Genomic DNA, 23,942 nt, shown 5'->3' with positions numbered 1-23,942 from the left:
CTATCCCCGTCCCCGCGCGAGCAGTCCGGTGAACCAGACCGCCTCGTCGATCGGGACCATCTCGGCCCTGGACCAGAATGCACGGGCCGTGCCGGTGGCGCGTCCGGGCGCCGCCTGCAGTGTGGGGGCATCGCCCCTATCAGCGACACCGATACCGGCGGCCAGGAGGAGGATGCGCTTCACCCCGCGATGCTAGCGATCACGGCCAACGAGCGCTGCGTTCCCTCGGCGGGGCGCCGGCGGCGCTCGACCTCGGCGAAGCCGGCCCGGCGCAGGCGGGCGGAGAACTCACCGACCGGCCAGCGATAGGCCGTGGTCACCTTGTGGCCGAAGGGCTCCAGGCGGTCGCCGCCGTCGAAGAAGCCGGTCACCAGCACGCCGCCCGGGGCCATGGCGCGGCGGAAGCCGGTCAGGACGTCGTCGATCTCCGCCGGCGGGATGTGGATCAGCGAGTACCAGGCCAGGATGCCGGCGAGGGAGTGGGCGCCGAGGTCGTGAAGGGACCCCAGCCGGTAGTCGCCCTTGGGGAACGCCGCCCGGGCGTGGGCGATGAACGACGGGACCATGTCGAGGCCGGCCGCGTCGGCGCCGAGCGAGCGCAGGTAGTCGGTCAGGTGGCCGGGACCGCAGCCCACGTCGAGGATCCGGCCGGGCCGGTCCGCCAGATGCCGGCGGATGAGGTCCAGGTCGTCGGGGTGTGACTTCTCGCGTGAGCCGAACAGCTCGATGTAGAGATCGGCCACCGACCCGTACGCCGCACGCACCTGTTCCGAAGTCACGTCGAGACTGTAGCCATGAACCTGGACGACTATCAGAAGGCGGCCCTGCGGACCGCGGCCCCGCGAGACAAGCACAACGAGGTCTTCCACCTGCTGCTCGGTCTCGTGGGGGAGACGGGGGAGATCGCCGAGAAGGCGAAGAAGGTCGTACGCGACCACGGCAGCGACTTCTCACGGTGGGACACCGAGGACCTCAGGAAGGAACTGGGCGACGCGCTCTGGTATCTCGCCGTCCTGGCCGACCACTTCGGCTTGACGCTGAACGAGGTGGCCGCGGCCAACATCGCCAAGCTCGCCGACCGCAGCCGCCGCGGCGTCCTCGGCGGCAGCGGCGACAACCGCTAGTGCAGCATCTCGATGTGGCCGCTCTCCAGCCGGTAGATTCCGCCGACGACGTCGATGCGGCCGGCCGCCAGTGGCTCCTGGAGTTGCTCGGCCCGGCGGAGAGTGGCCACGGTCCGGCGGATGTGGTTGCGGGTGGCCCTGTCCAGGCTGTCGCCGGGCGCTATCGCGGGTGCGATCTGGTCGACCAGGAACTGGCGGGCGCCCGGTGGCCGGTGTCCGGTGCGGACCGCCTCGCGTGCGGCCGCCACCGCGCGGCAGTCGTCGTGGCCCAGCACGAACACCAGTGACATCTTGAGGTCGCTCACCGCCAGCTCGACCGAACCCAGCACGGCGCGGTCCAGCACGTGGCCGGCCGAACGGACCACACAGAGCGCCCCGGGGCCCTGCCCGAGCACCGTTTCCACCGGCACCCGGGGGTCGATGCAGCCGACGACCACCGCATAGGGCGCGCCGCGGCCGGCGTGCGTGCGGGACAGCGCCTCGAGCGGGTTCGGAGGGTCGAGGTGTCGCGCCGCCGGCCGGGGCGGGGTCGGCGCGGCGGTCGGATCGGAGAACAAGCGTCCCGGCTCCACAGGAGGAGGATGCCATGGCGGGCGGCAACGGCAGGTCGCCCTTGTCGAAGGATGCGCGGTAGGCGGCGGCGTTCTCGAGGAGGGAGTCGGCGACGCTCATGCCGTCAACACGCATCTCCCACCTACAAAGTAGGAGGTCCGAACCAGGTCATCCCCTCGCCGTGGCCCGCCGTCCAGGCCAGCGGCTTGCCGTCCAGCGCGAGGACGTTCTTGTGCCGGCCGGAGAACCGGGGCAGGTCGGGGTAGACGAGAACCTCAGGGTCCTCCACGGCGATCCAGTGGCCGGGCAGCGAGCCGGCCAGCGAGGTGAACTGGCGGCGGGTCTCGTCGGGGACCTGGTAGAGCACCGAGGTGTGGAAGACGACCAATGTCGCGTCGCGCGGGGCCGACCAGGCCAGGCCGGGCAGGTGGTCGACGAGGTCGCCCCGGATGAGGTCGGGCGGGTCGGCGGCGGCGATCGCGGCCGCTTCACGGAGCCGGGTGCGGCGCTCGCCGTGCTCGGGCCAGATCAGGGCGTCGAGCCAGGCCAGGTCGGCCGGCTTCGTGACGTCGAGCGGGTTGAGGTCGATGCCGGCACGCCACACCACCGTGGGCAGCTCCGCCGGCAGTGGGGCTCCGGTGGCCGCACAGGACAGCAGCGGGCCGGAGGTGCCGACGTGGTGCGGGCCGTAGGCGTACGAGTAACGGTCCGGATAGAGGTTGAGCCCGGCCGAGCAGCCCACCTCCAGCAGGGCGAGGGGCTGCGGCAGCGCGGCCAGGACCGGCAGCAGCAGCGCGCACCGGTTGATCTCGTTCGTCTGCGTGGCCCGGGACAGCAGCTCGCGCTGGACCGCCGGCCAGTGGGACCGGACGAATGCCGCGAACGCCGACGGCGAGTGCACGGGCCCACCGAGCAGCCGCACGACTCCGAACAGCAGGTTCGGCTGGCGCTTGGGCGGCGGCACGGTCTCCAGCAGCGCGAGCAGGCCGTCGTCGCGCGCCACCGACCGCGCCAATCGCTCATACGTGAGCGAAACCCCACGCGCCTGGCGCTCGGCGAAATCGTCATACCAATCGGCGGCCGTCATGGTCCGCATGATCGCAGACATTCACCGACCGCACTGTCCCCCTTTAACGGTCAAAAGCGGATGAGGGGGTACGCCACCTCGCCCACCCGACCGCAAGACGCAGCCGCCCGCCTTTTCGCCCGCCGCGCGCCCGGCGAGCCGGCGGCCCCGCTCCGGCGGCCGCTGGTATGCGGCCTCAACCCCACCGAGATGGCACTCCACGTAGTTGAGCCGTCACGGCATGACGTCCACACTGGAACGGTGACTGTCATTGAGGTCTACCTCGAAACGGCCACCACCGCCCACGCCCTCCTCGGCCACCCGGCCGTGGCCGAGCGCTGGGCCGCCCCGAGTGCCCTGCCCCGCCTCGGCACCGGCCCGCTCGCCGCCCACCTGGCCAGTCAGCTCGTCCAGGTGCCGCCCGCGCTCGACGCCCCGGTCGTCGACGGGCGGGTCCCGCTGGCGGAGCACTTCGCCCGCTCCACCTGGACCGACGGCGACCTCGACAGCGAGGTCAACACCTACATCCGCCGCATCTCCACCGACGCCGCCGCCGCGGGCCACCCCGCCGTGACCGCCACCGCCGGCGCGGCCCTCACCGAGTTGCGCCGCCGCCTGCCGGCCGAGGATCCCGGCCGTGCCGTCCAGCTGCCGTTCGGCCCGTGGTCGCTGACCCTGGCCGACTACCTCACCACCCGGATCCTGGAGCTCACCGTGCACGGCGACGACCTGGCCACCAGCGTGGGCGCCGATCCACCCGCCATGCCCCGGGCCGCCCTGGACGTCACGATCGGCGTGCTCTCCCGCCTCGCCGTCGAGCGCCACGGCCCCACCGCCGTCCTGCGCGCCCTCAGCCGGTCCGAGCGCGCCCCCGCGACGATCGCCGCGCTCTGATCACGCGCCGCCGGCCGGTGTCCTCCGTGCTCTGATCACGCGCCGCCCGCCGCTGGCCACCGCGCTCCGGCCACGCTGCGCCCGGCCTCGGCCACGCTGCTTTTTGTCTCACGCGACTTCGCCGACCACCTCGCGGCGCAGGGGGAGCGTGAGGGTCGCGCCGCGCTCGATCGGGCGTACGCCGGAAAGACCTTGATCTTTTGCTCTGGTCAGGAAATCCGTCAGTGGGGACTTCATCACCTTGTAGTCGTCGTAGTGGATCGGCAGGGTCAGGCGGGGCCGGATCAGGTGGGTCAGCTCCACGCCCTGCTGGTCGTCCATGGTCAGCAGCATGCCGAGCAGCCTGGTGCCGCCCAGGTGGATCAGCATGGCGTCGATCTCGCCCATCCGGCGCGGAACGGCGGCCAGCGCGGCGTCGAACAGCGTGTCCCCGGTGATGTAGAGCCGCAGGGCGCACCGGCCGTCCACCTCCAGCTCGACCACCGTGCCCATCACGTCCGGCAGCAGGTGGTCGGCCGCGCCCGGCCCGTGCCGGCCCGGCACCGCGGTGACCCGCAGGCGCTGGCGGTCGCGGGTGTACTCGTGGCACTCCCAGGTCGGCAGGCCGCTGACCGCCAGGTAGCGGCGGCGGCGCAGGCGCCGGGCGGCCTGGGGTGTGGTCAGGATCGGCAGGGTCGGCTCGATCCGGTGGCGGGCGGCCCGGTCGAAGTGGTCGCCGTGCAGGTGCGACAGGAGCATGGCGTCGACCTCGCGCATGTCCACGGCGTCCATCACCGGGTCGCGGAGCCTTTTCGACCAGGCGCCGTAGCCCAGGTAGACGCGGCTGCCGGCCGGGCCGAAGGCGGGGTCGGTGAGCAGGGTGAAGCTGCCCAACCGCAGGATGGTGGTGGCGTTTCCGACAAACGTGACGCTGGACCGCATGGGGGCCGCCTTCCCACTTCCCTCCGTTCTACACCACGCAGTGACGAAGGGATGACTCCCCGGCGTCCCAGTCCGACAGGACGCCCCGCGCCCACCACTCGTCGATCTTCAGGGCGCAGCGCGCTCCGAACAGGACGTCCCCCGCCAGTTCGGGCTCGGCCGTGGCGAAGGAGCCGCACAGGTCGTACGCGGCGATCTGCTCGTGCACCGCGTCCGCCTCCACGTGCTCGTCGTAGTAGGCGGTCGACGCCGCGTCCCCGCCGAGGCGGCGCAATCCGTTGCCGTACGCCCGGTTGGGCAGGGTCGAGGTCATCTCGTACGCCGCCAGATGGCCCAGCATCGCGCCGCGCCACCGGCGCCGCAGGCCGAACAGCGACATCACGTTGTTGACGGCCAGGGTGCGGGCCCCCACGGAGTCCACATACGTGCCGTACGTGGTGTCGAGGCCGAGCCAGCCCATCGTCTGCTTGAACAGCTCCTGATGCATCTTCGGGAGCTCCCCGCCGCCGTACTCGTCGGCCTGGATCTCGATGAGCGCGGCCTTCGCCTTGCCACCCAGGCGGGGGATGGCGAAGGTGTGCGGATCGGCCTCGCGCAGCTGGTAGACCGAGCGGTGGGCGACGAACTCGCGGAACTGCTCCAGGGTGGCCCGACCGCGCAGATAGCCGGAGAGCGACGGCCCGTCGTCCTCCTCGACGATCTTCACGAGCCCGGCCGGCACCGTGGCCGGGTCGACGCGCTCGGGCGGCCCTACGAGCTCGGTCAGCGTCGCCTCGAAGACCCGCTCGGCCGCCGCCCGCACCCGCAGCAGGTCCGGGTCCCACTCCCACAGGTCGTCGACGCCGTCCCAGCCCCGATAGGCCAGCTCGTAGCAGACGAACAGGCTCAGGTGCAGATCCTCGTCGTCGTCGAAGACCGGCGTGACGGGCAGCGAGCCACCCCGCCCGCCCAGCACGTCGATGAGGGCGGCCGAGACGGAGCCGCGGGCCGTGGGGAGCTTCATGGCCGCAAGGCTTCCCCAGGCCCGGTGAAGTAAACGATCTGTTTGATCAGCAGCTCAGTGGGCATCTGCCGGGCCATGTCGACAAAGATCGTGCCGTACCAGGACGGCCCGCTGATCGTGCGGGGCGACTTCGAGCTGCTGACCCCCGACGGCGAGACCATCGACCCCGGCCGCGGCACCATCGCCCTGTGCCGCTGCGGGCGTTCCGCCGTCAAGCCGTTCTGCGACGGCACCCACAAGGCCGTCCGCTTCCGGGCCGGCACCGGCCGGGAGACCCCGGCGCCCCGCTGAAAAGTCCCACGTTTGCCCGCGGTCGAAAAGGGTAGGCCGCTGCGGCGAATGAGGGAGCTGATGCGGGTGATCCCGTTTGGGGCGCTGTCCGGCCTGCCGGTTGATCGGGTCGTGTGCGGGGACAGTCTGGGCCGGTCGCTGCTGAGCGCGGTGGCCCGCGAGTGCGGCGCGTCGGCCGGCCGGATCCCGGTGCTGGGCCGCCTCGGTCAGCTCCCGGCCGACCAGCGCCGGGCCGAACTGGCCCGGGAGGCCCACGCCGAGGCGGTGCCGCACTACGCGGCGGCCGCCATCGACGCCGAGGCCGTCGCCGCATGGGTGACCGGGCATTACCGGGACCCGAGCTATCCGGCCGTTCTGCTCGGGTCGCCGCACGGCGCGGCGGCCCACCTCGCGGTGGCGCTCGGCGCGGCCTGGCTGCCGACCAGCTTCACCACGACCCTGACCTGGCCCGGCGGCGACGCGGGGGACTGGCCGGGCGCGCTGGAGTGGGGCGCGGCCCTGGCCGAGCGGATCCTCGAGCGCAACCCCGGCGTCAGTGTGCGGCAGGTGCACGACCCGCTGCGTGGCGGGCCACCGTGCGGGTCGACGGTCCGGCTGTATCTGCGCTGGCACCACATGCCGAAGGCGTACGAGGACTTCCTGCGCGACCGGATCACCGACGACGGCGCCACGCTGCTCCTGCGGGACCTGCGCACCTGGCCGGCCCGGTCGCTGACGTCGCGGCACAGCTTCCAGCTCGGCAGCCCGGTCGGCGGCTGGCAGCCGGAGGACTACACGATCGGCAACCCGGCGTTCCGGGTGGTCCTCGACGACCTGGGCGTGGACCGCTGGCCGATGCCGTCGGAGGCGCCGCCCCGCTACGCCGAACGTTCGGGCGAGCCGGCCTTCGGCATGGACCTCAACCGGATCGCGGTCGAAACGGGCCGCCCTTCCCACCGCGTTCTGTACGCCCAGCCGGAAACCCTGAGCGCGTGCGTCGCCGACCTGCTCCGCGAGGCGACAGTGGAGGACCGCTGCGCGGTGGCCTGCGGCCGCCTGCTCGACCCATGGCAGACCCAGGCGAGCGGCCTGGTCCCGTACTGGTGCGAGTCGGCGGCCCGCCCCGCCGTCGAGGCGGCCGAGTGGTGGCTGGCCGGAAGCCCCGCCTTTGACGAGGTGACGGTCCTGCCCGAGGCCCCCGGCCACGACAGCGACCAGGTGGCCACGCTGGCCCATTGGCGCTCCCTGACCTCCTTCGGCCGCGAGCGGGGCCGCCTCGACCAGCTGGCGGCCAGCAGATATCCGATGCTGCCCCTGGCCCCGGGCCACGCCAGCCGGGTGCTGGCCTCAGCCGGCGGCGCGCGCCCGGCGTCACCGCCGATCTCGTTGCCCCACGCGGTCTCCCGCCTCCAGAAGACCGGCACCCCCCTCGGCCTCCTGGTCAGCTGAGAGCATTTCACCGGAGGCGCACAAGTTTCTCTCAGCCGGGCGCGGCACATTGGGCCTACGCCCGACCGGGCGGGCTTGTAGTGGAGGAAAGCGCCGTGCACTTCTCGGGTCTGATCAGCGCCATCATCGTGGGTCTCGTCATCGGCGCGCTCGGGCGTCTCGTGGTGCCGGGGCGGCAGAACATCCCGATCTGGCTGACCATATTGATCGGTGTCGTGGCCGCGGTTCTCGGCACGTTCATCGCCGCCGCCATGGGCGTGGCACAGACGCCGGGCGTCGACTGGATCGAGTTGGTGATCCAGGTGATCCTGGCCGCCGCCGGTGTCAGCCTGGTGTCGGGCTCACGAAGCTACCGGTAGCTGGGACTTTGCTGCGAATAACAGCCCAGCTGAGAGTGCCGTCGTCGACCCGGGCGAGGTAGCGACCGTCGTACGGCCGGCCGGTCTCCAGCGCCGTGGCCGTCCGCTCCAGCAGTTCGGCGACCGACGCCGGCCAGCGCTCGAAATCGGTGCCGGACTCCGGAAAGTACTCGCCGACCCGGCCGTGACCGCCCGGCCGCTGGTCGACGAGTAGGTTGCCGCCGTCGACGGCCCGCGCGAACGGCACGAACGCCCGGTCCCACCCGCCGGCGACCCGGCAGTTCACCTGCCAGTCCAGCAGGATGTCGTTGAGCGCGGACGGCGCGTAGAACGGCGGCAGGTCGAACCCGAACGCCGCCGACAGCCCGTCGTGCCGGCGCAGTGAGGCGACCAGGTCGGCCGGGAACGCCACCGAAATTTGCCGCTGGACCGCGTCGATCCGGTCGGCGGACGCGGGGCGGCCCAGCGTTCCCGCGCTCACCGGAGCGTGGGCGGCCAGCCACTTCTCGATGCGCAGCCACGCTTTGTCCACCCGCGCGGTCGTGCGCGCGTCCGGCCGTGTCACGGTGACCGGACCGGCGTTCTCCGGGCAAATTACTTCGGGTGTACGCCGGGGAACAGGCACCGAGTCCGCGAGCATCGGCGCGGCTCTGTTTCCGGTAGTTCGCGTCACCTCGGCCTCGGTCCGCCCGAACCAGGCCACCCCGCACACCAGCAGGATCATGACCACGAAGACCGCCACGAGCCCCGTCACGATCCGGCGCCCACTGACCGCCGGCGGCTCCGGCTTCACAGCGGCCCGGGCCACCAGAATGTCGTCGAGCCACTCCTCGGCCCCGAGACGCCCGGCCGGCCGCACCGGAAGCGCCTCTTCGTCGGCCGCGCCCACGGTCACCACCGCCGCCGCGATGCCGTGCCCGGCCAGCGCGCCGAGCATGAGCGTGGTGTGGTTGACGGCGTCCGTGCCCGCCCCGGTCACGACGACCGCCGGCGCCCGCACCGCCTCCGCGAGATCGGCCAGCGTCCAGCCGCCGGCCCCGAGCGGAACGAGCAGCCCTTCGGGCGCCACAACGAGCACCAGCCCGTGCGCACGCCGCGCGGCCACCACCAGATCCCGCGCCTGGCCGAGGCTCAGCCGCGACACGTCGGGCAGTTCGAGCACGCCGGCCAGATGAGCCCGGGCCGGATCGTCGTCATCGACGGCCGCCCCGACACTGACCAGCCCCACCGGCACCTCGGCGGCCGCCGCGAGCGCTTTTACCGCCAGGCGCCAGTCCACATCGGCCGACGTGGCCGCGACGATCCAGATCCGTAGCCCCGGCCAACCTCGATCCACGTCGATACCTTAGCCAGTCACCCCGCCCGCCGATGCCCTCCGCGCACGGATAGCGGCTGGTGAGGCTCGAGCAGGGGTTCTGGAATGACCGGTCTGGTGTTGATGGGATGACGCCGAGAGGAGTTTCCGGTGGCCGAGTTCGCAGAGCCACCGGAGCCGCCAGACCCGGCCCGCAGGGCCTCCAAGTGGGCAACTGGAATGTCCAGCACAACACCTTTGTGATGGCCTCCGGCGATGCGGGCGGTGGGGCAGTCGCGCGGTCGAACTATGTGAAGCAGGTCCGGCAGATCGCTCCGCCCGAGCTGGTGGGCCGTGACCGCGAGTTGGCCGCGATGGTCGCTTTCTGCGCCGATCCAGCGGCTGGACCGTACATGTGGTGGCAGGCAGCAGCGTGGGCGGGCAAGACGGCGCTGATGGCCACCTTCGTCCTCGATGCCTCGACCGAGTTACGCATCGTGTCGTTCTTCATCACCGCCCGGTTCGCCGGCAGCAGTGACCGAGCCGCGTATGTGGAGGTGATCAACGAGCAACTGGCTGCCCTCTTGGGTCAGACTCTCCCGCTTCATCCGACGCCGGCTGCGCAGGAACGGCTCTATTGGACCTTGCTCGATCAGGCGGCCGAACGCTGCCGTGGGGACAATCAGCGGTTGATCCTGCTGGTCGACGGTTTGGACGAGGACCGTGGTGTCACCGCCGGCCCGCATATGCGCAGCATTGCGGCCATGTTGCCGGTCAGCCCGCCGGCCGGGATGCGGGTCATCGTCGCCGGCCGTACAGACCCGCCGATCCCGGCCGACGTGCCACCCGGACATCCGCTACGCCGTGGCGATGTGGTGCGGCCGCTGACGCGTTCGGCGCGGGCCGCCATCGTCCGTGCCGACATGCTCACCGATCTGGCCGCGTTGCGGGACGGCACCCCGCTGGGGCGTGACGTGCTGGGATTGGTCACCGCGGCCGGCGGTGGCCTGGCCAGCGGCGATCTCGCGGAACTTCTCATGCCGGCCGGGCACGAGGTCACCGAGTGGGACATCGATCAGTTGCTGGCCAGCGTGGCCGGTCGCAGTTTCTCCCGTCGAGTCGGTCACTGGCAGCCCAACCCTCCTGCGGTCTATGTGCTCGGCCACGAGGAGATTCAGCAGGATGCCGTCCGTTCCTACGGGTCGGCCCGACTGTCCGCCTACCGGGATCGGCTGCACGCTTGGGCGTGTTTCTATCGAGATCGAGGCTGGCCGCCGGACACCCCGGAATACCTGCTGCGCGGCTACTACCGTCTGCTGCTGGCCACCGGTGATCTTCGGCGTGCTGTCGACTGCGCCACCGATCAGATCCGGCACGATCGAATGCTCGACCTCTCCGGCGGCGACACTGCGGCACTCGCCGAGATCACCGATGTCCAGAACGCCATCCTCACTGATCCGAACCCCGACCTTCCCGCGCTGGCGCGGTTGGCTCACCACAGAGATCTGATCAACGCACGCAACACGAACATCCCCACCGGCCTCCCCGCAACCTGGGCGCGTCTTGGCTATCCGGACCGCGCCGAACAACTCGCCCGTGCCGTCGCTGGTGCGGTCGAGCGGGTAGAGGCGTTATCAGGCGTGGTCGCAGCCCTGGTGGACGTCGGCGATCATGACCGTGCCGAGGCGATCGCATATGCCATCTCCGATCCGGACGGCCGGGCTCGGGCATTGTCAGGCGTGGCCGCGGCTCTGGCTCATGCCAGCGATCTTGACCGTGCAGAGAAAATCGCTCGCACCATCGCTGTACCGGGCATTCAAGCGCGGGTGCTGGGCGATCTGGTGGCGGCCTTCGTCCAGGCCGGCGATCACGACCGCGCCACCGCGGCAGCTGATGCGGCCCAGCGAATCGCTGACACCATCGCTGCGCCGGACGCGCAATCGCGGGTGTTGCGCGATCTGGTGGCGGCCTTCGCCCGCGCCGGCGATCACAACCGCGCCGATGCGGTGGCAGGGACCGCCGAGCACATCGCCGAAACCATCACCGACGCTCAAGCACATGCGCTGGCGCTGCGCCTCCGTGCCGATGCGGTTGCCCAGAGCGGCGATCACGACCGTGCTGAGCGGATCGCCCGCACCATCCCCGACCTAGCCGAGCAGGCATGGGCGTTGAGGATCGTCGCTGAGGCCTCGATCCGTATCGGAGATCCCGCCCGTGCGGAGCGGATCGCCGGCACCATCACCGATCCACTCGTGCGGGCGCTGACTCTGGTGGACCTGGCAGTGTCCTTGGCCCGGACCGGCGATCGAGGCCAGGCCAGTGAGGTGGCAGGCGCCGCCGAGCGGATCGCCTCTACCATCACCACCCCGTGGGCTCTCGGTCTCGTGGCGGAGGCGATGGCAGAAGCCGGCGATCAGGGCCGTGCCGAGCGGGTCGCCCGCACCATCACCGACCCATTCGAGCGAGCGCAGGCGCTGGGTACAGTTGCTGCGGCCTTGGCGCAGGCCGGCGATCACGACCGAGCCCGTACGGTTGCCCGCGCCGCCGAGCGGGCCGCCCGTGCGATCGCCACACTGTCCGTGCGGGTGCGGGCATTGGCTGTCCTTGCCGCGGTCGTGGCCGCAAGCGGCGACCACGATCGTGCCCGCGCTTTCGCCGACGCCACGCAGAAGGCCGCCCTCACGATCGCTGACCGGTCCTTGGAATGGCAGTTTCTTGACGTCGTTGCGACGCCGCTTGTCCGGGCCGGCGACCACGACGGTGCCGAGCGGATCGCCCGCTCCATCACCGACCCATCCGCTCAAGCCCGAGCGTTGAGTGCCGTCGCCGCGGCCCTGGCCGAAGCGGGCGTTTACGACCGAGCCCGGGCGACGGCCGGCGCTGCCGAGCGAGTCGCCCGCACTGTCACCGGTTCATCCGGGCAGATGCAGACGTGGCGGAACCTGTCCATGGCGTTGGCGCAGGCCGGCGATCACGACCGCGCGGAGCGGATCGCCCGTACCATCGCCGACCCCTCCGGGCGCGCTCAGACATTGGGCTACGTCGCCGCAAGCCTGTCCCGGGCCGGCGACCTCGCGCGCGCCCGTGAAGTCGCCGCCGTCGCCGAGCAGGTCGCCCGCACCATCACCAATCCATTTGTGCGGAGATGGGCCTTGGAGGTCGTGGCCGGGGCACTGGTCCCAGTCGACGATCGCGACCATGTCCATCTCGTGGCCCACTCAGCCGGGCCGGGCATCCGAAGCTCCGATCATCCCTACATTGAGGCACAGAAGCTGGAGAGATCGGCTACGGCTCTGGCCGAAGCCGGGGACCACGACCGTGCCGAGCAGATCGCTCGTACCATTGCCTACCAGTCCATCCGGGCGCGCACGATGGGGAGTCTGGCCACTGCCTTGGCGCACGCCGGCGACCACGACCGCGCCGAGCAGGTCGTACGCACGATCGCTGATCCGTCGACGCGGGCCCAGACATTGGGGTGCTTGGCCGCGGCACGAGCCAGAACAGGCGACCACGATCGTGCTCGTGCGATGGTCGGCGACGCCGAGCGAATAGCCCGCAGTATCGCCGATCCGTACGGGCAGGCAAAGACGCTGTGCGGCCTGGCCGCCAACCTGGCTCAATCTGGTGACCACACCTACGCGCGCGTCCTGGTGGCAGCCGCTCTCAACGTCGCACCCTGGTACCTACTGCCCATGAGACAGCTCAGCGGGTTCGCCGCAGACGTTCTGACAACTCTGGCCGACTCAGCGATCTCAGCTTGATCGCCCGCCGATGCCGCCGTTCGGCGCCTGGTGCCGGCGCGGCTCAGCCGTCAGGCGCGGCCTGAGAGGTTCTCGGCGTCCAGCAGCGCTGTGATGCGGTCGGCCTCGGGGGAGCGCAGCACGATCCACAAGGCGCGGGCCTCGTAGAAGTGCTTCCGGGCCAGGTCTCGGTCGCCCAGGGCCCACAAACAGTCGCCCAGGCCGGTCAGGGCCCGGGCCTGCTGCTGGCGGTCGGCAGCGGTGACCGCGGCCTCGTGGGCGGCCGTGTGCGCCGCGACGGCGCCGGGGAAGTTGCCGGCGGCTTGGCAGTCCTCGCCCAGGCCGTTGTGGGCCCAGGCCTGGCCGTCCACGTCGGCCGTCTGTTCGAAGATCTCCAGGGACGCTCGGTGGCGCGCGGCCGCCTCGGCCAGGTCGCCCCGGCCCCGGTGGGCTGTGCCCAGGCTGTCCAGGGCCCACGCCTCCAGGCTGCGGTTGCCCAGGCGGCGGGCGATCGACAGGGCCTCGCCGACGTGGGCGACCGCGTCGTCGTGGCGGCCGAGGCGGGTCTCGACCTCGCCCAGGTTGGACAGGGCGCCGCAGGCGCCCAGCTCGTCGCCGGTGGCCTTGTAGAGGGCCAGGGCCGCCGAGTATCGGCTCGCCGCGAGCTCGTCGTCGCCCGTGCGGGACTCCAGGTTGGCCAGGTTGACCAGGGCGCGCGCCTGGCCCGTGCGGTCGCCCGCCTGCTCGTAGAGGGACAGGGCCTCGCGGTGACGGCCGGCGGCGCGCTCGTAGCGGCCCAGGCGGGTCTCGGCCACGCCGAGGTTGTTCAGGGTGCGGGCCTGGTCGACGCCGTCGCCGGCGTGGCGGAACAGTTGCAGCGACTGTTCGAGGTGGGCGGCCGCGTCCTCGTGGCGGCCCAGCTGCACCTCGGCCACGGCCAGATGGGCCAGCGCCCGGGCGTGGCCGTGGGCGTCGCCCGACGTGCGGGCGGCGTCGCGGGCGTGGCCGTGCACGGCCAGGGCCTCGGCGTGATAGCCGCCCATCAGATAGCGGAACAGCACCGCGGCCAGCCGGACCGTGTGTGACGGCCAGCCCTCGGCCGCCGTGTACGCGCTGACCATGATGAGGTTCGCGCGTTCGGCGGCCAGCCAGCGCAGCGGATCGGTGACGTCCGGCAGCGGGGTCGCGGGGGCGTCGATCGCCGGGCGGCGGTGGGCCTCGACCGGGTCGAGGCGGTTCATGGCGGCGGCCGCGGCGGCCAGGTAGAGGTCGAAGACGCGGGTCAGGGCGGCCCGTCGATCGGCCCGGCGGTCCTCGTCGGCGGCGCGGCCCGAGGCGTACGACCGAACCAGGTCGTGCAGTGTGAAACGCCCGCCGGCCGACGGCTGCACGAGGTGGTGGGCGGCGAGCTCGCGCAGGCGGGCGTCGGCGTCGGGCAGGGGACAGCCGGCCAGGGCCGCCGCGGCGTAGACGTCGAAATCCTGGCCCGGGTGCTGCGCGACCAGGCGCAGCAGGTCGCGGCCGGCGGGCGGCAGGTTGCGGTAGGACACGTCGAGCGCGAACTGCACGCCGGAGTCGAGACGGCCCGCGCGGTGGCGTTCGTCGAGCCAGTCGGCGTGGTCGGTCAGCGTCCAGCCGAGCTTGGCCCGCATGTGGCCGGCGACCAGGGCGAGCGCGAGGGGCAGGCGGCCGCAGCGGGCGGCGATGCGCTCGGCCGCCCGGGGGTCGGTGCCGGTGGGCACGCCGGGCACGTCGCGGGCCAGGAAGGCCAGCGCCTCGCCGGGGGTGAAGACGCCGACGTCGACCGTGGGCAGCCCGGGGAAGCTGCGGCGGCTCGTGACCAGCGCGACGCACCCGGCCGGGGGCAGCAGCGGCCGCACCTGGTCCTGAGACGCCGCGTCGTCCAGGACCACCAGGGTCCGGGTTCCGGAGACCTTTTTCCGGTACGCCGCGGCGCGCGCCCCGAGATCGTGAGGGAGCTGCTGGCCGGGCACGCCGAGCAGGCGCAGGAAGGCGTCGAGCACCGCCGACGGGTCGGCCGGCGGCTGGGTCTCGTCCGGGTGGAAGCCGCGCAGGGTGACGAACAGGACGTGGTCGAACTCGCCCAGTTGGTGGGCGACGTGCACGGCCAGCCGGGTCTTGCCGGCCCCGGCCATGCCGGAGATCATCACGGCCGGGCCGTCCCGGACCGCGGCCGCCACCCGGGCCGCCTCGTCCTCGCGGCCGGTGAAGCCGGGCAGGTCGTCGGGCAGGGTGTCCTGCACCCGCACCTGGGCCGCGGCCCGGGACTCGCCGCTGATCACGCGCAGCGCGTGCCGCCACTGGGTGACGTAGCCGAGGTCGCTGTGCAGGGCCTCGACCACGGCGACGACCAGCTCGTCGTCGAGGCGGCGCCGGCCCGAGCGGAAGCAGTCGACCACGGTGGTCTTGCCGACCGCCCGCGCGGCCGGGCGCCCCGCGTTGACCCGGCTGGTGATCGTCTCGTACGACGGATTGCCCGCCCAGGCCTTCAGCAGCCGCAACCCGGCGGCGAACTCGTCCAGCGTCGTGGCCTGCCCCGGGTCGGGCAGCAGGGCGAACCGGTCGGCAGCAGGCAAGGCGCGGCTCCGAGGGGGGTGAGCGGACCATCGACGGTAGTCGCTGGGCGCCACCCCGGTTGTCGGACGGCGGACATTCGGATTCGTTCGGATTCCGCCCGCGCGGGCGAATTCTGCCGCAGAGTGATGAGGCGCGGCCGGATCGGTAACGGGGGGTCGTTCCCGCCGAGACGGGAGCGGCACGACCGGCCGCGCTCCATATGGCCTCTCGGCAGGGGGCTAAGACGCGGCGGCTCCGCGGAGGAATGCGTCGACCAGGGACTCGGCGAATCCCTCCTCGGGCACCTTGGGTGCCCAGCGGAGCATGCCGTGCATCATCGACGGCGCCGTCATCATCAGCACCGCCAGCTCGATGTCGAGGTCGGCCCGCAGCTCGCCGCTCTCGATGCCGCGGCGCAGCACCCCGCGGGTCACGTCGCGCCGGGGCTCCATGACCGTCTGCCACATGTCGAACAGGTTGTCGTCGCGCAGGAACTCCGGCAGCAGGCAGGCCGTCACCTTGCTGTAGCGCTTGGCCCGCTTGCTGCGGTTGGCCTTGACCAACATGATCAGGTCGTCGCGGACCGACACGCCGCCGGGCTCGGGCAGCGGGCCCTTCATGCCGCGGATCGCGTCCATGATCAGCGCGTCTTTGTTGGGCCATCGGCGGTAGATCGTCGCCTTGCCCACCCCGGCCCGGGCGGCGACCGCCTCGATCGAGACGGCGGCGGCGCTGGAGCCCTCGGCCATCAGGTCGAGGACGGCGTCGAGGATGGCCTCGTCCGCTTGGGCGTTGCGGGGCCGCCCAGGAGCCTTACGCTCCTGGGCGGTCTCGGATGTGGCCTCGGCCGTGGTCATGTCCATCATTGTTACCGACGTGTCAGGCTTCGACCAGTTCGACGCCCTGCTCCTCGGCCAGCCCCTCGGCGCTGGTCGGAGCGGGCGCGCCGGCCGGGCGCTTGCCGGGGATCCAGATGAGCGCGACCAGGGCGCCGAGCACGGCGAACACCATCGAGCCGGCCGAGGCCCAGTGCATGGCCGTGACGAACGCCTCGTTGGCGTGCGACAGCAGCTGCGGCGCGGCCGGGCCGGCCTGTGCCGCCACACCGTACGCCCCGGAGATCGACTCCCGGGCAGCCTCGGCCGCGGCGGCCGGCAGGCCGTCGGTGGCCGAGCCGAGCTGGTCGCGGTAGACCGAGGAGAGCACGGCGCCGAGCGCGGCCACGCCGAGCGCGCCGCCGAGCTGGCGGATCGTGTTGCTGACGGCCGAGCCCACGCCGGCCTTCTCCCGGGGGAGCGCCGCCATGATCGACTCGGTGGCGGGCGGCATCACGTTGGCCATGCCGACGCCCATGATGAAGAAGGCGGCGCCGACGATCCAGATCGGCGTGGTCTCGCCGACGAAGAGCCAGACGGCCAGGCCGAGCGCGACCAGGATCAGGCCGACCGTGCTGACCGCCTTGGGGCCGAACCGCTTGACCATCGCGGCGCTGCGCGGGGCGAAGACCATCTGGGCGACCGCGAACGGGACGAACAGCGCGCCGGACGCGAGCGGGCCGTAGCCGCGCACGAGCTGGAGGTAGAACGCGCCGAAGAACATCGCGCCCATGGCGGCGAAGAAGATCAGGCCGATGACACCGGTCGAGGCCGAGAACTGCCGGTTGGCGAACAGGCGTACATCCAATGAGGGGAACTCGACCCGCAGCTCCCACAGGATGAAACCGGCCAGCACGACGGCCGCGCCGACGAGGGTGCCCCACGACTTGGGGTCGCCGAAGCCCGCGTCGCCGCCCTCGATCACGCCGTACGTGAGCAGGGTGAGGCCGATGACCGAGAGCACGACGCCGACGATGTCGATGCGGTTGGGCCGCGGGTCGCGCGACTCGGGCACCAGGAAGAGCACGAGCACGACGCCGGCGGCGGCGATCGGCACGTTGATCAGGAAGACCGAGCCCCACCAGAAGTGCTCGAGCAGCAGGCCGCCGACGATCGGGCCGATCGCCACGCCGAGGCCGACCGCGCCCGCCCACACGCCGATGGCGCGGCCGCGCTCACGCGGCTCGAAGACGTTCGCGATGATCGAGAGAGTGGCCGGCATGACGGCCGCGGCGCCCAGGCCCATCAGGGCGCGGGCGGCGATGAGCTGGTTCGCCGAGTCGGCGTAGCTGGACACCAGCGAGGCGATCGCGAAGATCGCGAGGCCGGTGACCAGGGTGATCCGGCGGCCCAGCCGGTCGGCCAGGATGCCGGCGGTGAACAGCAGGCCGGCGAAGACCAGCGTGTACGAGTTGATCGACCATTCCAGCTCGCTCTGCGTCGCGCCGAGCCCGTGCACCGGGTCGGCGATCGTCCGCAGGGCGACGTTGAGAACGGTGTTGTCCAGCACGACCACCAGCAAGCTGATGACCAGGACACCGAGGATGGCCCAGCGCCGGGGATGCCCGGCGGGTGCCGTCACGGTTTGGTCCATCTGGTGTTTCCCCCACGTTTCGATACGAGACTGTTCCGTATTCCTGGAGCCTAAGCGAAACGAGACGTATCCGTATCGGAATGTGGGGCCGGTCACGATTGCTACCGGGCCGCAACTGACTGAGAGTGACCTCGGCACCACGCACTGCCGATCGTCGGAGCATGCTGAACATCAGGACCTGGCTACCGGCCGGCGGGGGACTGCGCGACGAGGACTGGATGCGCCGTCACCGCTTGCTGACGCTGATCCTCGCCGTGTGCGTGGGCGGGCTCACCGTCTTCGGCGCCTGGCAGGACGAGCTGAGCGACCCGCTCACGCTCACCCTCCTGTTCACCACCCTGGCCTGCGTGGTCGCGGCCCGGTCGTTCAGCGGCCGCCGGCTGTCCTCGTCGTTCGTGTCGCTCGGCTTCACCGCCGCGTGCGCGGACTTCGTCGTGATGTGCCACGGCCAGACCGAGGCCCACTTCACGTTCTTCATCTCGGTCGCGGCGCTGGCTCTCTACCGCGACTGGGCGCCGTTCGGCATGGTCCTGGTGGCCACCACGGCCCACCACGCGCTGTTCGGTGTCTTCGACGCCGAGGCCACCTACGGGCACCACTCGGCGCAGCAGCACCCGCTGTTCTGGGCCGTCCTGCACGGCGTGGCCGTGCTGTTCGCGGCCGCCTTCCAGGTGGTGGCGTGGCGCCTGACCGAGGCCGAGGAGGCGCGGGCCAAGGCGCACCTCGACAAGAGCCAGGCCCAGCTCGGCATCGCCTTCGACGAGACGCCGGTCCCGATGGCGATGATCTCGCCCGAGGGCGTCCTGCTGCGCACCAACTCCGCCTACCGGTCCTGGCTGCGCCTGCCGGACGAGCTGCCGGCCGGCTTCCGCGTGTCCGACCTGCCGATCTCGCCGATCGGCGCCAAGGGCAGCGCCCTGGCCGAGCTGGTCGCCTCGCCCGACTCGGCCGTGCTGACCCGCCAGTACCAGCGCCACGACGACGGCTCGATGCTCTGGGTCGAGGTGCACAGCACCGGCCTGCGCGACGCCGCCGGCAACCTCGAGATGGTCTTCGTGCACTGCCTCGACGTCACCGACAGCCGCATGCACGAGGAGGAGCTGCGTCACCAGGTACGTCACGACGCGCTCACCGGGCTGCTGTCGCGCCCCGGCTTCGAGAGCGACCTGGTCGACATGCTGGCCGAGCGCAACGCCCCGGTCTGCGTGCTCTACCTCGACGTCGACCGCTTCAAGTCGATCAACGACGGTCTCGGCCACGCGGCCGGCGACGAGCTGCTGCGCGCGCTGGCCGTCCGCCTGGAGGGTACCGTGCCCGCCGGCTCGCTGGTCGCCCGCCTCGGCGGCGACGAGTTCGTGGTGGCCCTGGCCGGCCCGATCGACGCCGGCTGCAAGGCCGGCCGCGACATCCTGGCCGCGTTCACCGAGCCGCTCGCGCTGAGCAGCGGCCACATGCAGATCTCGGTCAGCGTCGGCATGGCCGTGGGCCGCTCGCCCGAGCAGGCCGAGGACGCGGTGCTGGCCGCCGACACGGCGATGTACGCGGCCAAGCGGGCCGGCGGCAACCGCCTGCAGGTCTTCAGCGACGAGATGCGGGTGGCGGTCAAGGAGCGGATCGCGGCCGAGGCCCGGCTGCGGGCCGCCCTGGCCGGCGACCGCGAGGCGGCCCTGCCGGTCTGGTTCCAGCCGATCGTCAACACGGCCACCGGCCGTATCGTGGGCGCCGAGGCCCTGGTCCGCATGTTCACGCCCGAGGGCAACCTGCTCGGCCCGGGACACTTCATCCCGGCCGCCGAGGAGACCGGCCTGATCGTGGCCCTCGGCGAGCACGTGCTGCGCCTGGCCGTGCGGCACCTGATGGCGTGGAAGAACCAGTTGCCGTACATCTCGGTGAATGTCAGCCCGCGCCAGCTCGCCGAGCCGGACTTCGTGCCGATGGTCGCCGCGGTGCTGGCCGAGAACCCGGGCCTGGACCCGTCCCGCGTGGTCCTGGAGATCACCGAGACGGCCCTGCTGGGCTCCTCGGTCGACGTCCGCGAACGCCTGGAGTCGATCAAGGCGCTCGGCGTGCGGGTGGCCCTGGACGACTTCGGCACCGGATACAGCTCGCTGACCTGGCTCCAGTCGGTCCCGGCGGACGTGGTGAAGCTCGACCGCTCGTTCGTGGCCGGCCTGGCCGCCGACCCGCGCAAGTCGTCGATCATCTCGGCCGTGCTGTGGCTGGCCCGCTCGCTGAACATGACGGTCGTGGCCGAGGGCGTCGAGGACCCGGAGGACTGGAAGGCCCTCCAGGCCGCCGAGTGCCCGTCCTGCCAGGGCTACCTGTTCGGCCGCCCGCTGCCCGCCTCGGAGTTCGAGCTGATGCTCCCGTTCCCCGAGACGACCCGGGCCCGCCAGCTGGCCAGCTAGAAGACGGGCGGCCCGTCCCTCACTCGGGGGACGGGTCGCTGTCGCTTCCGAGCAGGACCGAGCCGCCGGAGTCCTGGCTCACCTTCTTGCCCAGCGTCAGCACGACGACGAGGTAGAGGGCCATCCCGGCCACCAGGCCGATCGAGTACCAGCCGAAGGCGTCGCCCTGCGTGGGATCGAACAGCGAGGTCACCACCCCGCCGCCGACCACACCCACGACGGCGGCGATGTCGGAGACGCTCGACGTCGGCCCGGACCGGGCCAGCGACCGGTACGTCACATAGCCGACGACGACGCCGAAGCAGACGGCGCCGATGCTGATGACGGTCTGGCTAGTTCCCATTCGTTCCTCCGAGGCGCAGGGTCAGGTCGGCGGCGCAGTACGGGGTGTAGGCCAGGCCCATGACGTTGCCGCGGGCCAGCAGGCTCCAGCGCATGCGCCGCATGGCCTCGCCCACCGGCACGTTGCGGGCCAGCTCGGCCAGGAAGAGTTCCATGGCCAGGCCGGCCAGGCGCTGCTCGAGCGTCACCTCGGTGGCGACCACGCCGGCCGCGCCCGCGGTCTGCGCGAAGGCGTCGGCGAAGCCGGCGAGCGTCGCGGCCAAAACCTCGCCCGTGTGGCAGGCGTTGAGCACGACGAGCGGCTCCCGGCCACTCCAGTGGGGGTAGGGCCAGTCGTAGTAGCCGGCCCACTTGCGGACATCGAGCGGCGTGAAGGAGTCGCCGCTGCCGAGCACGATCGTCGCCTTCGAGGCGGTGGCGCCCTCGTCCAGCTGCCGGTCGCAGTGGGCGTAGACGTAGACCAGGTCCATGTCGGCCGGGGCCAGCCGCCGGCCGAAGGTGTCACGGCTCTCGATCTGGGGCGGCACCACCCCGAGAGCGGCACTCCGCAGGACGGCCAGATGCCGTAGACCCTCGGTCTCGCTCTGCTTCTCGGCGCTCAGCCGCGAGTTCCAGCCGACCACCGTGGCCACGGGCAGGTCCGCCCGGTCGGAGACGACATGCGTGAGGCCGCGCTCCTCGCCCAGGTTCGGCGGCACCTCCAGGATGTGCGCCAGACCCCAGAAGCCGTACGGGCAGAGCACCGACGCCCCGGCCCGCGGGTGGCTGTCCTCGTGGGGGCAGACCCCCGGCTGATCCGGGCCGATCCCGCGCACGCTCGGGCAGAGGTACGGCGCCTGGTCGCCGGACTGCATGGGCAGGTCGTAGACGATCTGCCACGGGATGGTCAGCTTCTCGCTCGCGATCCGCCCGCACTGCACGACGGCCGGCCCGGCCGCCGCCTCGTGGAGAAGCATCTGCCTGATCTGCGGCCAGTCACCGCGGCCGAAGACGCTGGAGTGCAGGTCGCTGCCGACGCGGGCCAGCGCCAGCAGGTCGGCCTCGAACGCCGGCTGCTTCTTGGCCTGGCTCTCGTCGTACGTGCTGGTCCACTTGTCCTTGACCTTGACGAGATGGGTCTGGAAGAGCCGGTTCCGCGCGGTCTTGCAGGCGTTCTCGGCCTGCTGGTCGCTGTAGGAGAAGGCCATCGGCTCGGCGCTGACGCCGTTCACGTAGACCCGGCCGTCGCTCCCGGCCGGCGGTGCCGCGAAGACGCTGAGCTTGCGGTCGCGGAACGGGCCGAGGTCGGCGAAGGAGCGGGTCAGCGAGTAGACGACCGTCGCCGTGAGATGCGCCGGCGAGGTCATCGGCAGGCCCACCTCGTGGACGTGGACGACCGCGGCGCCGTAGTAGAGGGCCAGCCGGACGACCAGGTGGGCCGGCGCGGCCGGCGTGATCAGGGTGATCGTCGCGAAGGGGGTGCGCTGCCCGGGCGTACAGAAGTGGGAATTCGATCCTGGTGGGCAGGGGCAGACGTAGCTGTCGCCGTCCTCCGGCAGGTAGAGCCAGCGCTGCTCGAACCCGGACGGTGTGTGGACGACCAGTTGCAGCCAGAGGCCGCCGGGTGGGAGCCGGTCGCGGGGGAAGCCGGCCTCCTCGGCCGGAAGGAGGCTGCTGTCGTCGCGGCGGCCGATGTTGACCAGCAGGTCATAGGCGGTCGCGGGAAGCAGCGCGGCGTCGCGGGCGACGTCGGCGCCGTCGCGGCACAGCCTCGTGTTGACGTATCGCCGGGCCGGGCCGGGTTCGTCCGGTAGGTCGTAGTCCTCGAACCCGTCGGGAATGCCCGGCGGGCTTCCTTGGACGCCCGGGGTGATGCCACGGTAGCCGGGCTCCGGAACGTCGTAGAGAAAGCCGTACAGATTGCTGTCGTACGGCCCCAGCAGCTCCACGATCCGGTACGCGGCCTCGTCGTCGCCGGTGGCCGCCAACTGCCGGAGCAGGGCGGTCACCTCGTGGCGCACGACCGGCCAGTCCGGGCCGACGATCTCCGGTAGCTGGTCCCAGACGGCCAGAAGGTAGTCCCCGACCGGCGACTCGGGGAAGGTGGGTTCCTCAGGCCAGTCGGGATCCATGCTATTCAGATATCAGCGCGGTACGCGCTCGTCCATAGAGGAGTCGCGTTTTACCTCTCCAGGATGGCCACCACGCCCTGGCCGCCGGCGGCGCAGATGGAGATCAGGCCGCGGCCGGAGCCCTTCTGGGCCAGCAGCTTGGCCAAAGTGGCCACGATGCGGCCGCCGGTGGCCGCGAACGGGTGGCCGGCGGCCAGCGAGGAGCCGTTGATGTTGAGCTTGGCGCGGTCGATCGAGCCGAGCGGGGCGTCCAGGCCCAGGCGCTCCTTGGCGAACTCCGGTGACTCCCAGGCGGCCAGGGTGGCCAGGACCTGGGAGGCGAAGGCCTCGTGGATCTCGTAGTAGTCGAAGTCCTGCAGGGTCAGGCCGTTGCGGGCCAGCAGGCGCGGCACCGCGTACGCCGGGGCCATCAGCAGGCCCTCGTCGCCGTGCACGTAGTCGACGGCGGCGGTCTCGGAGTCGACCAGGTAGGCCTGCACGGGCAGGTGGTGGGCGGCGGCCCACTCCTCGGAGCCGAGCAGGACCGTCGAGGCGCCGTCGGTCAGCGGGGACGAGTTGCCGGCGGTCATCGTGCCGTTCTCGCCGCCGAAGGCCGGCTTCAGCTTGGCCAGCTTGTCCAGGCTGGTGTCGGCCCGCAGGTTCTGATCGCGGGTCAGCCCCAGATAGGGGGTCACCAGATCATCGAAGAAGCCCTTGTCGTACGCCGCGGCGAGCCGCTGATGCGAGGCGAGCGCCAGCTCGTCCTGTGCCTCGCGGGCGACGCTCCAGCGGACGGCGGTGATGGCCGCGTGCTCGCCCATGGACAGGCCGGTGCGCGGCTCGGCGTTGCGGGGCACGTCGGGCTTGAAGGCCAGAAGCGGGTTCAGCTTGGCCAGCACCCGCAGCCGGTCGCCGAGCGAGCGGGCCCGGTTGAGCTCGAGCAGCGTGCGGCGCAGGTCGTCGTTGAGTTGGAGCGGGGCGTCCGAGGTGGTGTCGACGCCGCCGGCCACGCCCGCGTCGATCTGGCCCAGCGCGATCTTGTTGCCGACCAGGATGGCCGTCTCGAGGCCGGTGCCGCAGGCCTGCTGCACGTCGTAGGCCGGGGTGGTGGGGTCGAGACGCGAGCCCAGCACCACCTCGCGGGTCAGGTTGAAGTCGCGGGAGTGCTTGAGCACCGCGCCGGCGACCACCTCGCCCAGCCGCTCGCCGGCCAGCCCGTGGCGGGCCACCAGGCCGTCGAGGGCGGCGGTGAGCATGTCCTGGTTCGACGCCCGCGCGTACTTGCCGTTCGAGCGGGCGAACGGGATCCGGTTGCCGCCCAGCACCGCGACCTTGCGTGGCACGGTTGCCTCCTTGGAAGTCGCCTAGCTACCGATCAGTAGGC

19 protein-coding genes and 1 pseudogene are annotated in these 23,942 nt (G+C 71.9%); 7 read left to right on the top strand and 13 right to left on the bottom strand.

Going from position 1 to position 23,942, the window contains the following annotated elements; translation table 11 throughout:
- Complete coding sequence (locus tag ACFY36_RS13785; protein ID WP_499746286.1) at positions 1 to 183, bottom strand: hypothetical protein; 183 nt, start codon at positions 181 to 183, stop codon at positions 1 to 3.
- A complete protein-coding gene (locus ACFY36_RS13780) occupies positions 180 to 779 on the bottom strand; it encodes a class I SAM-dependent methyltransferase (protein WP_499746285.1) in 600 nt (199 codons plus the stop codon). The genes ACFY36_RS13785 and ACFY36_RS13780 overlap by 4 nt, the downstream gene beginning before the upstream one ends.
- A gap of 15 nt (positions 780 to 794) precedes the next feature.
- Here ACFY36_RS13780 and ACFY36_RS13775 point away from each other — a divergent pair, with 15 nt between their 5' ends.
- Complete coding sequence (locus tag ACFY36_RS13775; protein ID WP_499746284.1) at positions 795 to 1,124, top strand: nucleoside triphosphate pyrophosphohydrolase family protein; 330 nt, start codon at positions 795 to 797, stop codon at positions 1,122 to 1,124.
- Here ACFY36_RS13775 and ACFY36_RS13770 read toward each other — a convergent pair.
- Positions 1,121 to 1,696: a carbonic anhydrase gene (locus tag ACFY36_RS13770; protein WP_499746283.1), complete on the bottom strand. Its 576-nt coding sequence runs from the start codon at positions 1,694 to 1,696 to the stop codon at positions 1,121 to 1,123. The genes ACFY36_RS13775 and ACFY36_RS13770 overlap by 4 nt on opposite strands.
- A 122-nt stretch (positions 1,697 to 1,818) precedes the next feature.
- On the bottom strand, positions 1,819 to 2,763 hold the full coding sequence (locus ACFY36_RS13765; RefSeq protein ID WP_499746282.1) for a DUF2332 domain-containing protein: 945 nt from the start codon (positions 2,761 to 2,763) through the stop codon (positions 1,819 to 1,821).
- Positions 2,764 to 3,003: 240 nt separating this feature from the next.
- Here ACFY36_RS13765 and ACFY36_RS13760 point away from each other — a divergent pair, with 240 nt between their 5' ends.
- On the top strand, positions 3,004 to 3,636 hold the full coding sequence (locus ACFY36_RS13760; protein ID WP_499746281.1) for a maleylpyruvate isomerase N-terminal domain-containing protein: 633 nt from the start codon (positions 3,004 to 3,006) through the stop codon (positions 3,634 to 3,636).
- A 108-nt stretch (positions 3,637 to 3,744) separates the two neighbouring features.
- On the opposite strand, the gene ACFY36_RS13755 is transcribed toward ACFY36_RS13760, so the two are convergent.
- Positions 3,745 to 4,557 (bottom strand): MBL fold metallo-hydrolase, encoded by an 813-nt coding sequence (locus ACFY36_RS13755; RefSeq protein ID WP_499746280.1) that lies wholly within the window; start codon positions 4,555 to 4,557, stop codon positions 3,745 to 3,747.
- A gap of 28 nt (positions 4,558 to 4,585) precedes the next feature.
- Entirely contained in the window at positions 4,586 to 5,560 is a 975-nt protein-coding gene (locus ACFY36_RS13750) for an iron-containing redox enzyme family protein (protein WP_499746279.1), read from the bottom strand.
- 75 nt (positions 5,561 to 5,635) lie between these two features.
- On the opposite strand from ACFY36_RS13750, the gene ACFY36_RS13745 reads away from it, so the two are divergent.
- From ACFY36_RS13745 to ACFY36_RS13735, 3 genes are all read left to right on the top strand, one after another.
- On the top strand, positions 5,636 to 5,851 hold the full coding sequence (locus ACFY36_RS13745) for a CDGSH iron-sulfur domain-containing protein (protein WP_499746278.1): 216 nt from the start codon (positions 5,636 to 5,638) through the stop codon (positions 5,849 to 5,851).
- Positions 5,852 to 5,917: 66 nt separating this feature from the next.
- The gene (locus tag ACFY36_RS13740; protein ID WP_499746277.1) at positions 5,918 to 7,279 is read left to right on the top strand and encodes a hypothetical protein; all 1,362 of its coding nucleotides are present in this window, start codon (positions 5,918 to 5,920) and stop codon (positions 7,277 to 7,279) included.
- Between the two features lie 95 nt (positions 7,280 to 7,374).
- Positions 7,375 to 7,638 carry a GlsB/YeaQ/YmgE family stress response membrane protein gene (locus ACFY36_RS13735; protein ID WP_499746276.1) on the top strand — a complete coding sequence of 88 codons (264 nt, stop codon included), beginning with the start codon at positions 7,375 to 7,377 and terminating at the stop codon, positions 7,636 to 7,638.
- Here ACFY36_RS13735 and ACFY36_RS13730 read toward each other — a convergent pair.
- Positions 7,604 to 8,974: an SMI1/KNR4 family protein gene (locus tag ACFY36_RS13730; RefSeq protein WP_499746275.1), complete on the bottom strand. Its 1,371-nt coding sequence runs from the start codon at positions 8,972 to 8,974 to the stop codon at positions 7,604 to 7,606. The two genes, ACFY36_RS13735 and ACFY36_RS13730, sit on opposite strands and share 35 nt — an antisense overlap.
- 185 nt (positions 8,975 to 9,159) lie before the next feature.
- Between ACFY36_RS13730 and ACFY36_RS13725 the strand changes: the two genes are divergently transcribed.
- On the top strand, positions 9,160 to 12,693 hold the full coding sequence (locus ACFY36_RS13725; protein WP_499746274.1) for a hypothetical protein: 3,534 nt from the start codon (positions 9,160 to 9,162) through the stop codon (positions 12,691 to 12,693).
- A gap of 50 nt (positions 12,694 to 12,743) precedes the next feature.
- Here ACFY36_RS13725 and ACFY36_RS13720 read toward each other — a convergent pair whose 3' ends face one another.
- From ACFY36_RS13720 to ACFY36_RS13710, 3 genes are all read right to left on the bottom strand, one after another.
- On the bottom strand, positions 12,744 to 15,269 hold the full coding sequence (locus tag ACFY36_RS13720) for a tetratricopeptide repeat protein (RefSeq protein WP_499746273.1): 2,526 nt from the start codon (positions 15,267 to 15,269) through the stop codon (positions 12,744 to 12,746).
- Positions 15,270 to 15,488: 219 nt separating this feature from the next.
- Positions 15,489 to 16,115 (bottom strand): TetR/AcrR family transcriptional regulator, encoded by a 627-nt coding sequence (locus ACFY36_RS13715; protein WP_499746272.1) that lies wholly within the window; start codon positions 16,113 to 16,115, stop codon positions 15,489 to 15,491.
- 13 nt (positions 16,116 to 16,128) lie between these two features.
- On the bottom strand, positions 16,129 to 17,718 hold the full coding sequence (locus tag ACFY36_RS13710; protein ID WP_499746271.1) for an MFS transporter: 1,590 nt from the start codon (positions 17,716 to 17,718) through the stop codon (positions 16,129 to 16,131).
- Between the two features lie 161 nt (positions 17,719 to 17,879).
- On the opposite strand from ACFY36_RS13710, the gene ACFY36_RS13705 reads away from it, so the two are divergent.
- The gene (locus ACFY36_RS13705; RefSeq protein WP_499746270.1) at positions 17,880 to 20,126 is read left to right on the top strand and encodes a putative bifunctional diguanylate cyclase/phosphodiesterase; all 2,247 of its coding nucleotides are present in this window, start codon (positions 17,880 to 17,882) and stop codon (positions 20,124 to 20,126) included.
- 19 nt (positions 20,127 to 20,145) lie between these two features.
- Here ACFY36_RS13705 and ACFY36_RS13700 read toward each other — a convergent pair whose 3' ends face one another.
- The 3 genes and pseudogenes from ACFY36_RS13700 to ACFY36_RS13690 all read right to left on the bottom strand — a co-directional run.
- Entirely contained in the window at positions 20,146 to 20,469 is a 324-nt protein-coding gene (locus ACFY36_RS13700) for a hypothetical protein (protein WP_499746269.1), read from the bottom strand.
- Positions 20,459 to 22,579, bottom strand: coding sequence for a CHAT domain-containing protein (locus ACFY36_RS13695; protein ID WP_499746268.1), 2,121 nt, complete (start codon positions 22,577 to 22,579; stop codon positions 20,459 to 20,461). The genes ACFY36_RS13700 and ACFY36_RS13695 overlap by 11 nt, the downstream gene beginning before the upstream one ends.
- A gap of 50 nt (positions 22,580 to 22,629) precedes the next feature.
- A pseudogene (locus tag ACFY36_RS13690) lies at positions 22,630 to 23,904 on the bottom strand (acetyl-CoA C-acetyltransferase); the annotation flags it as partial.
- Positions 23,905 to 23,942: the final 38 nt, after the last annotated feature.

The organism is Actinoplanes sp. NPDC000266 (assembly GCF_042899005.1).
Classification (GTDB): domain Bacteria; phylum Actinomycetota; class Actinomycetes; order Mycobacteriales; family Micromonosporaceae; genus Actinoplanes.
The sequence above is the reverse complement of the archived record's forward strand: the minus strand, read 5'-3'. Positions and strand labels throughout refer to the sequence as shown.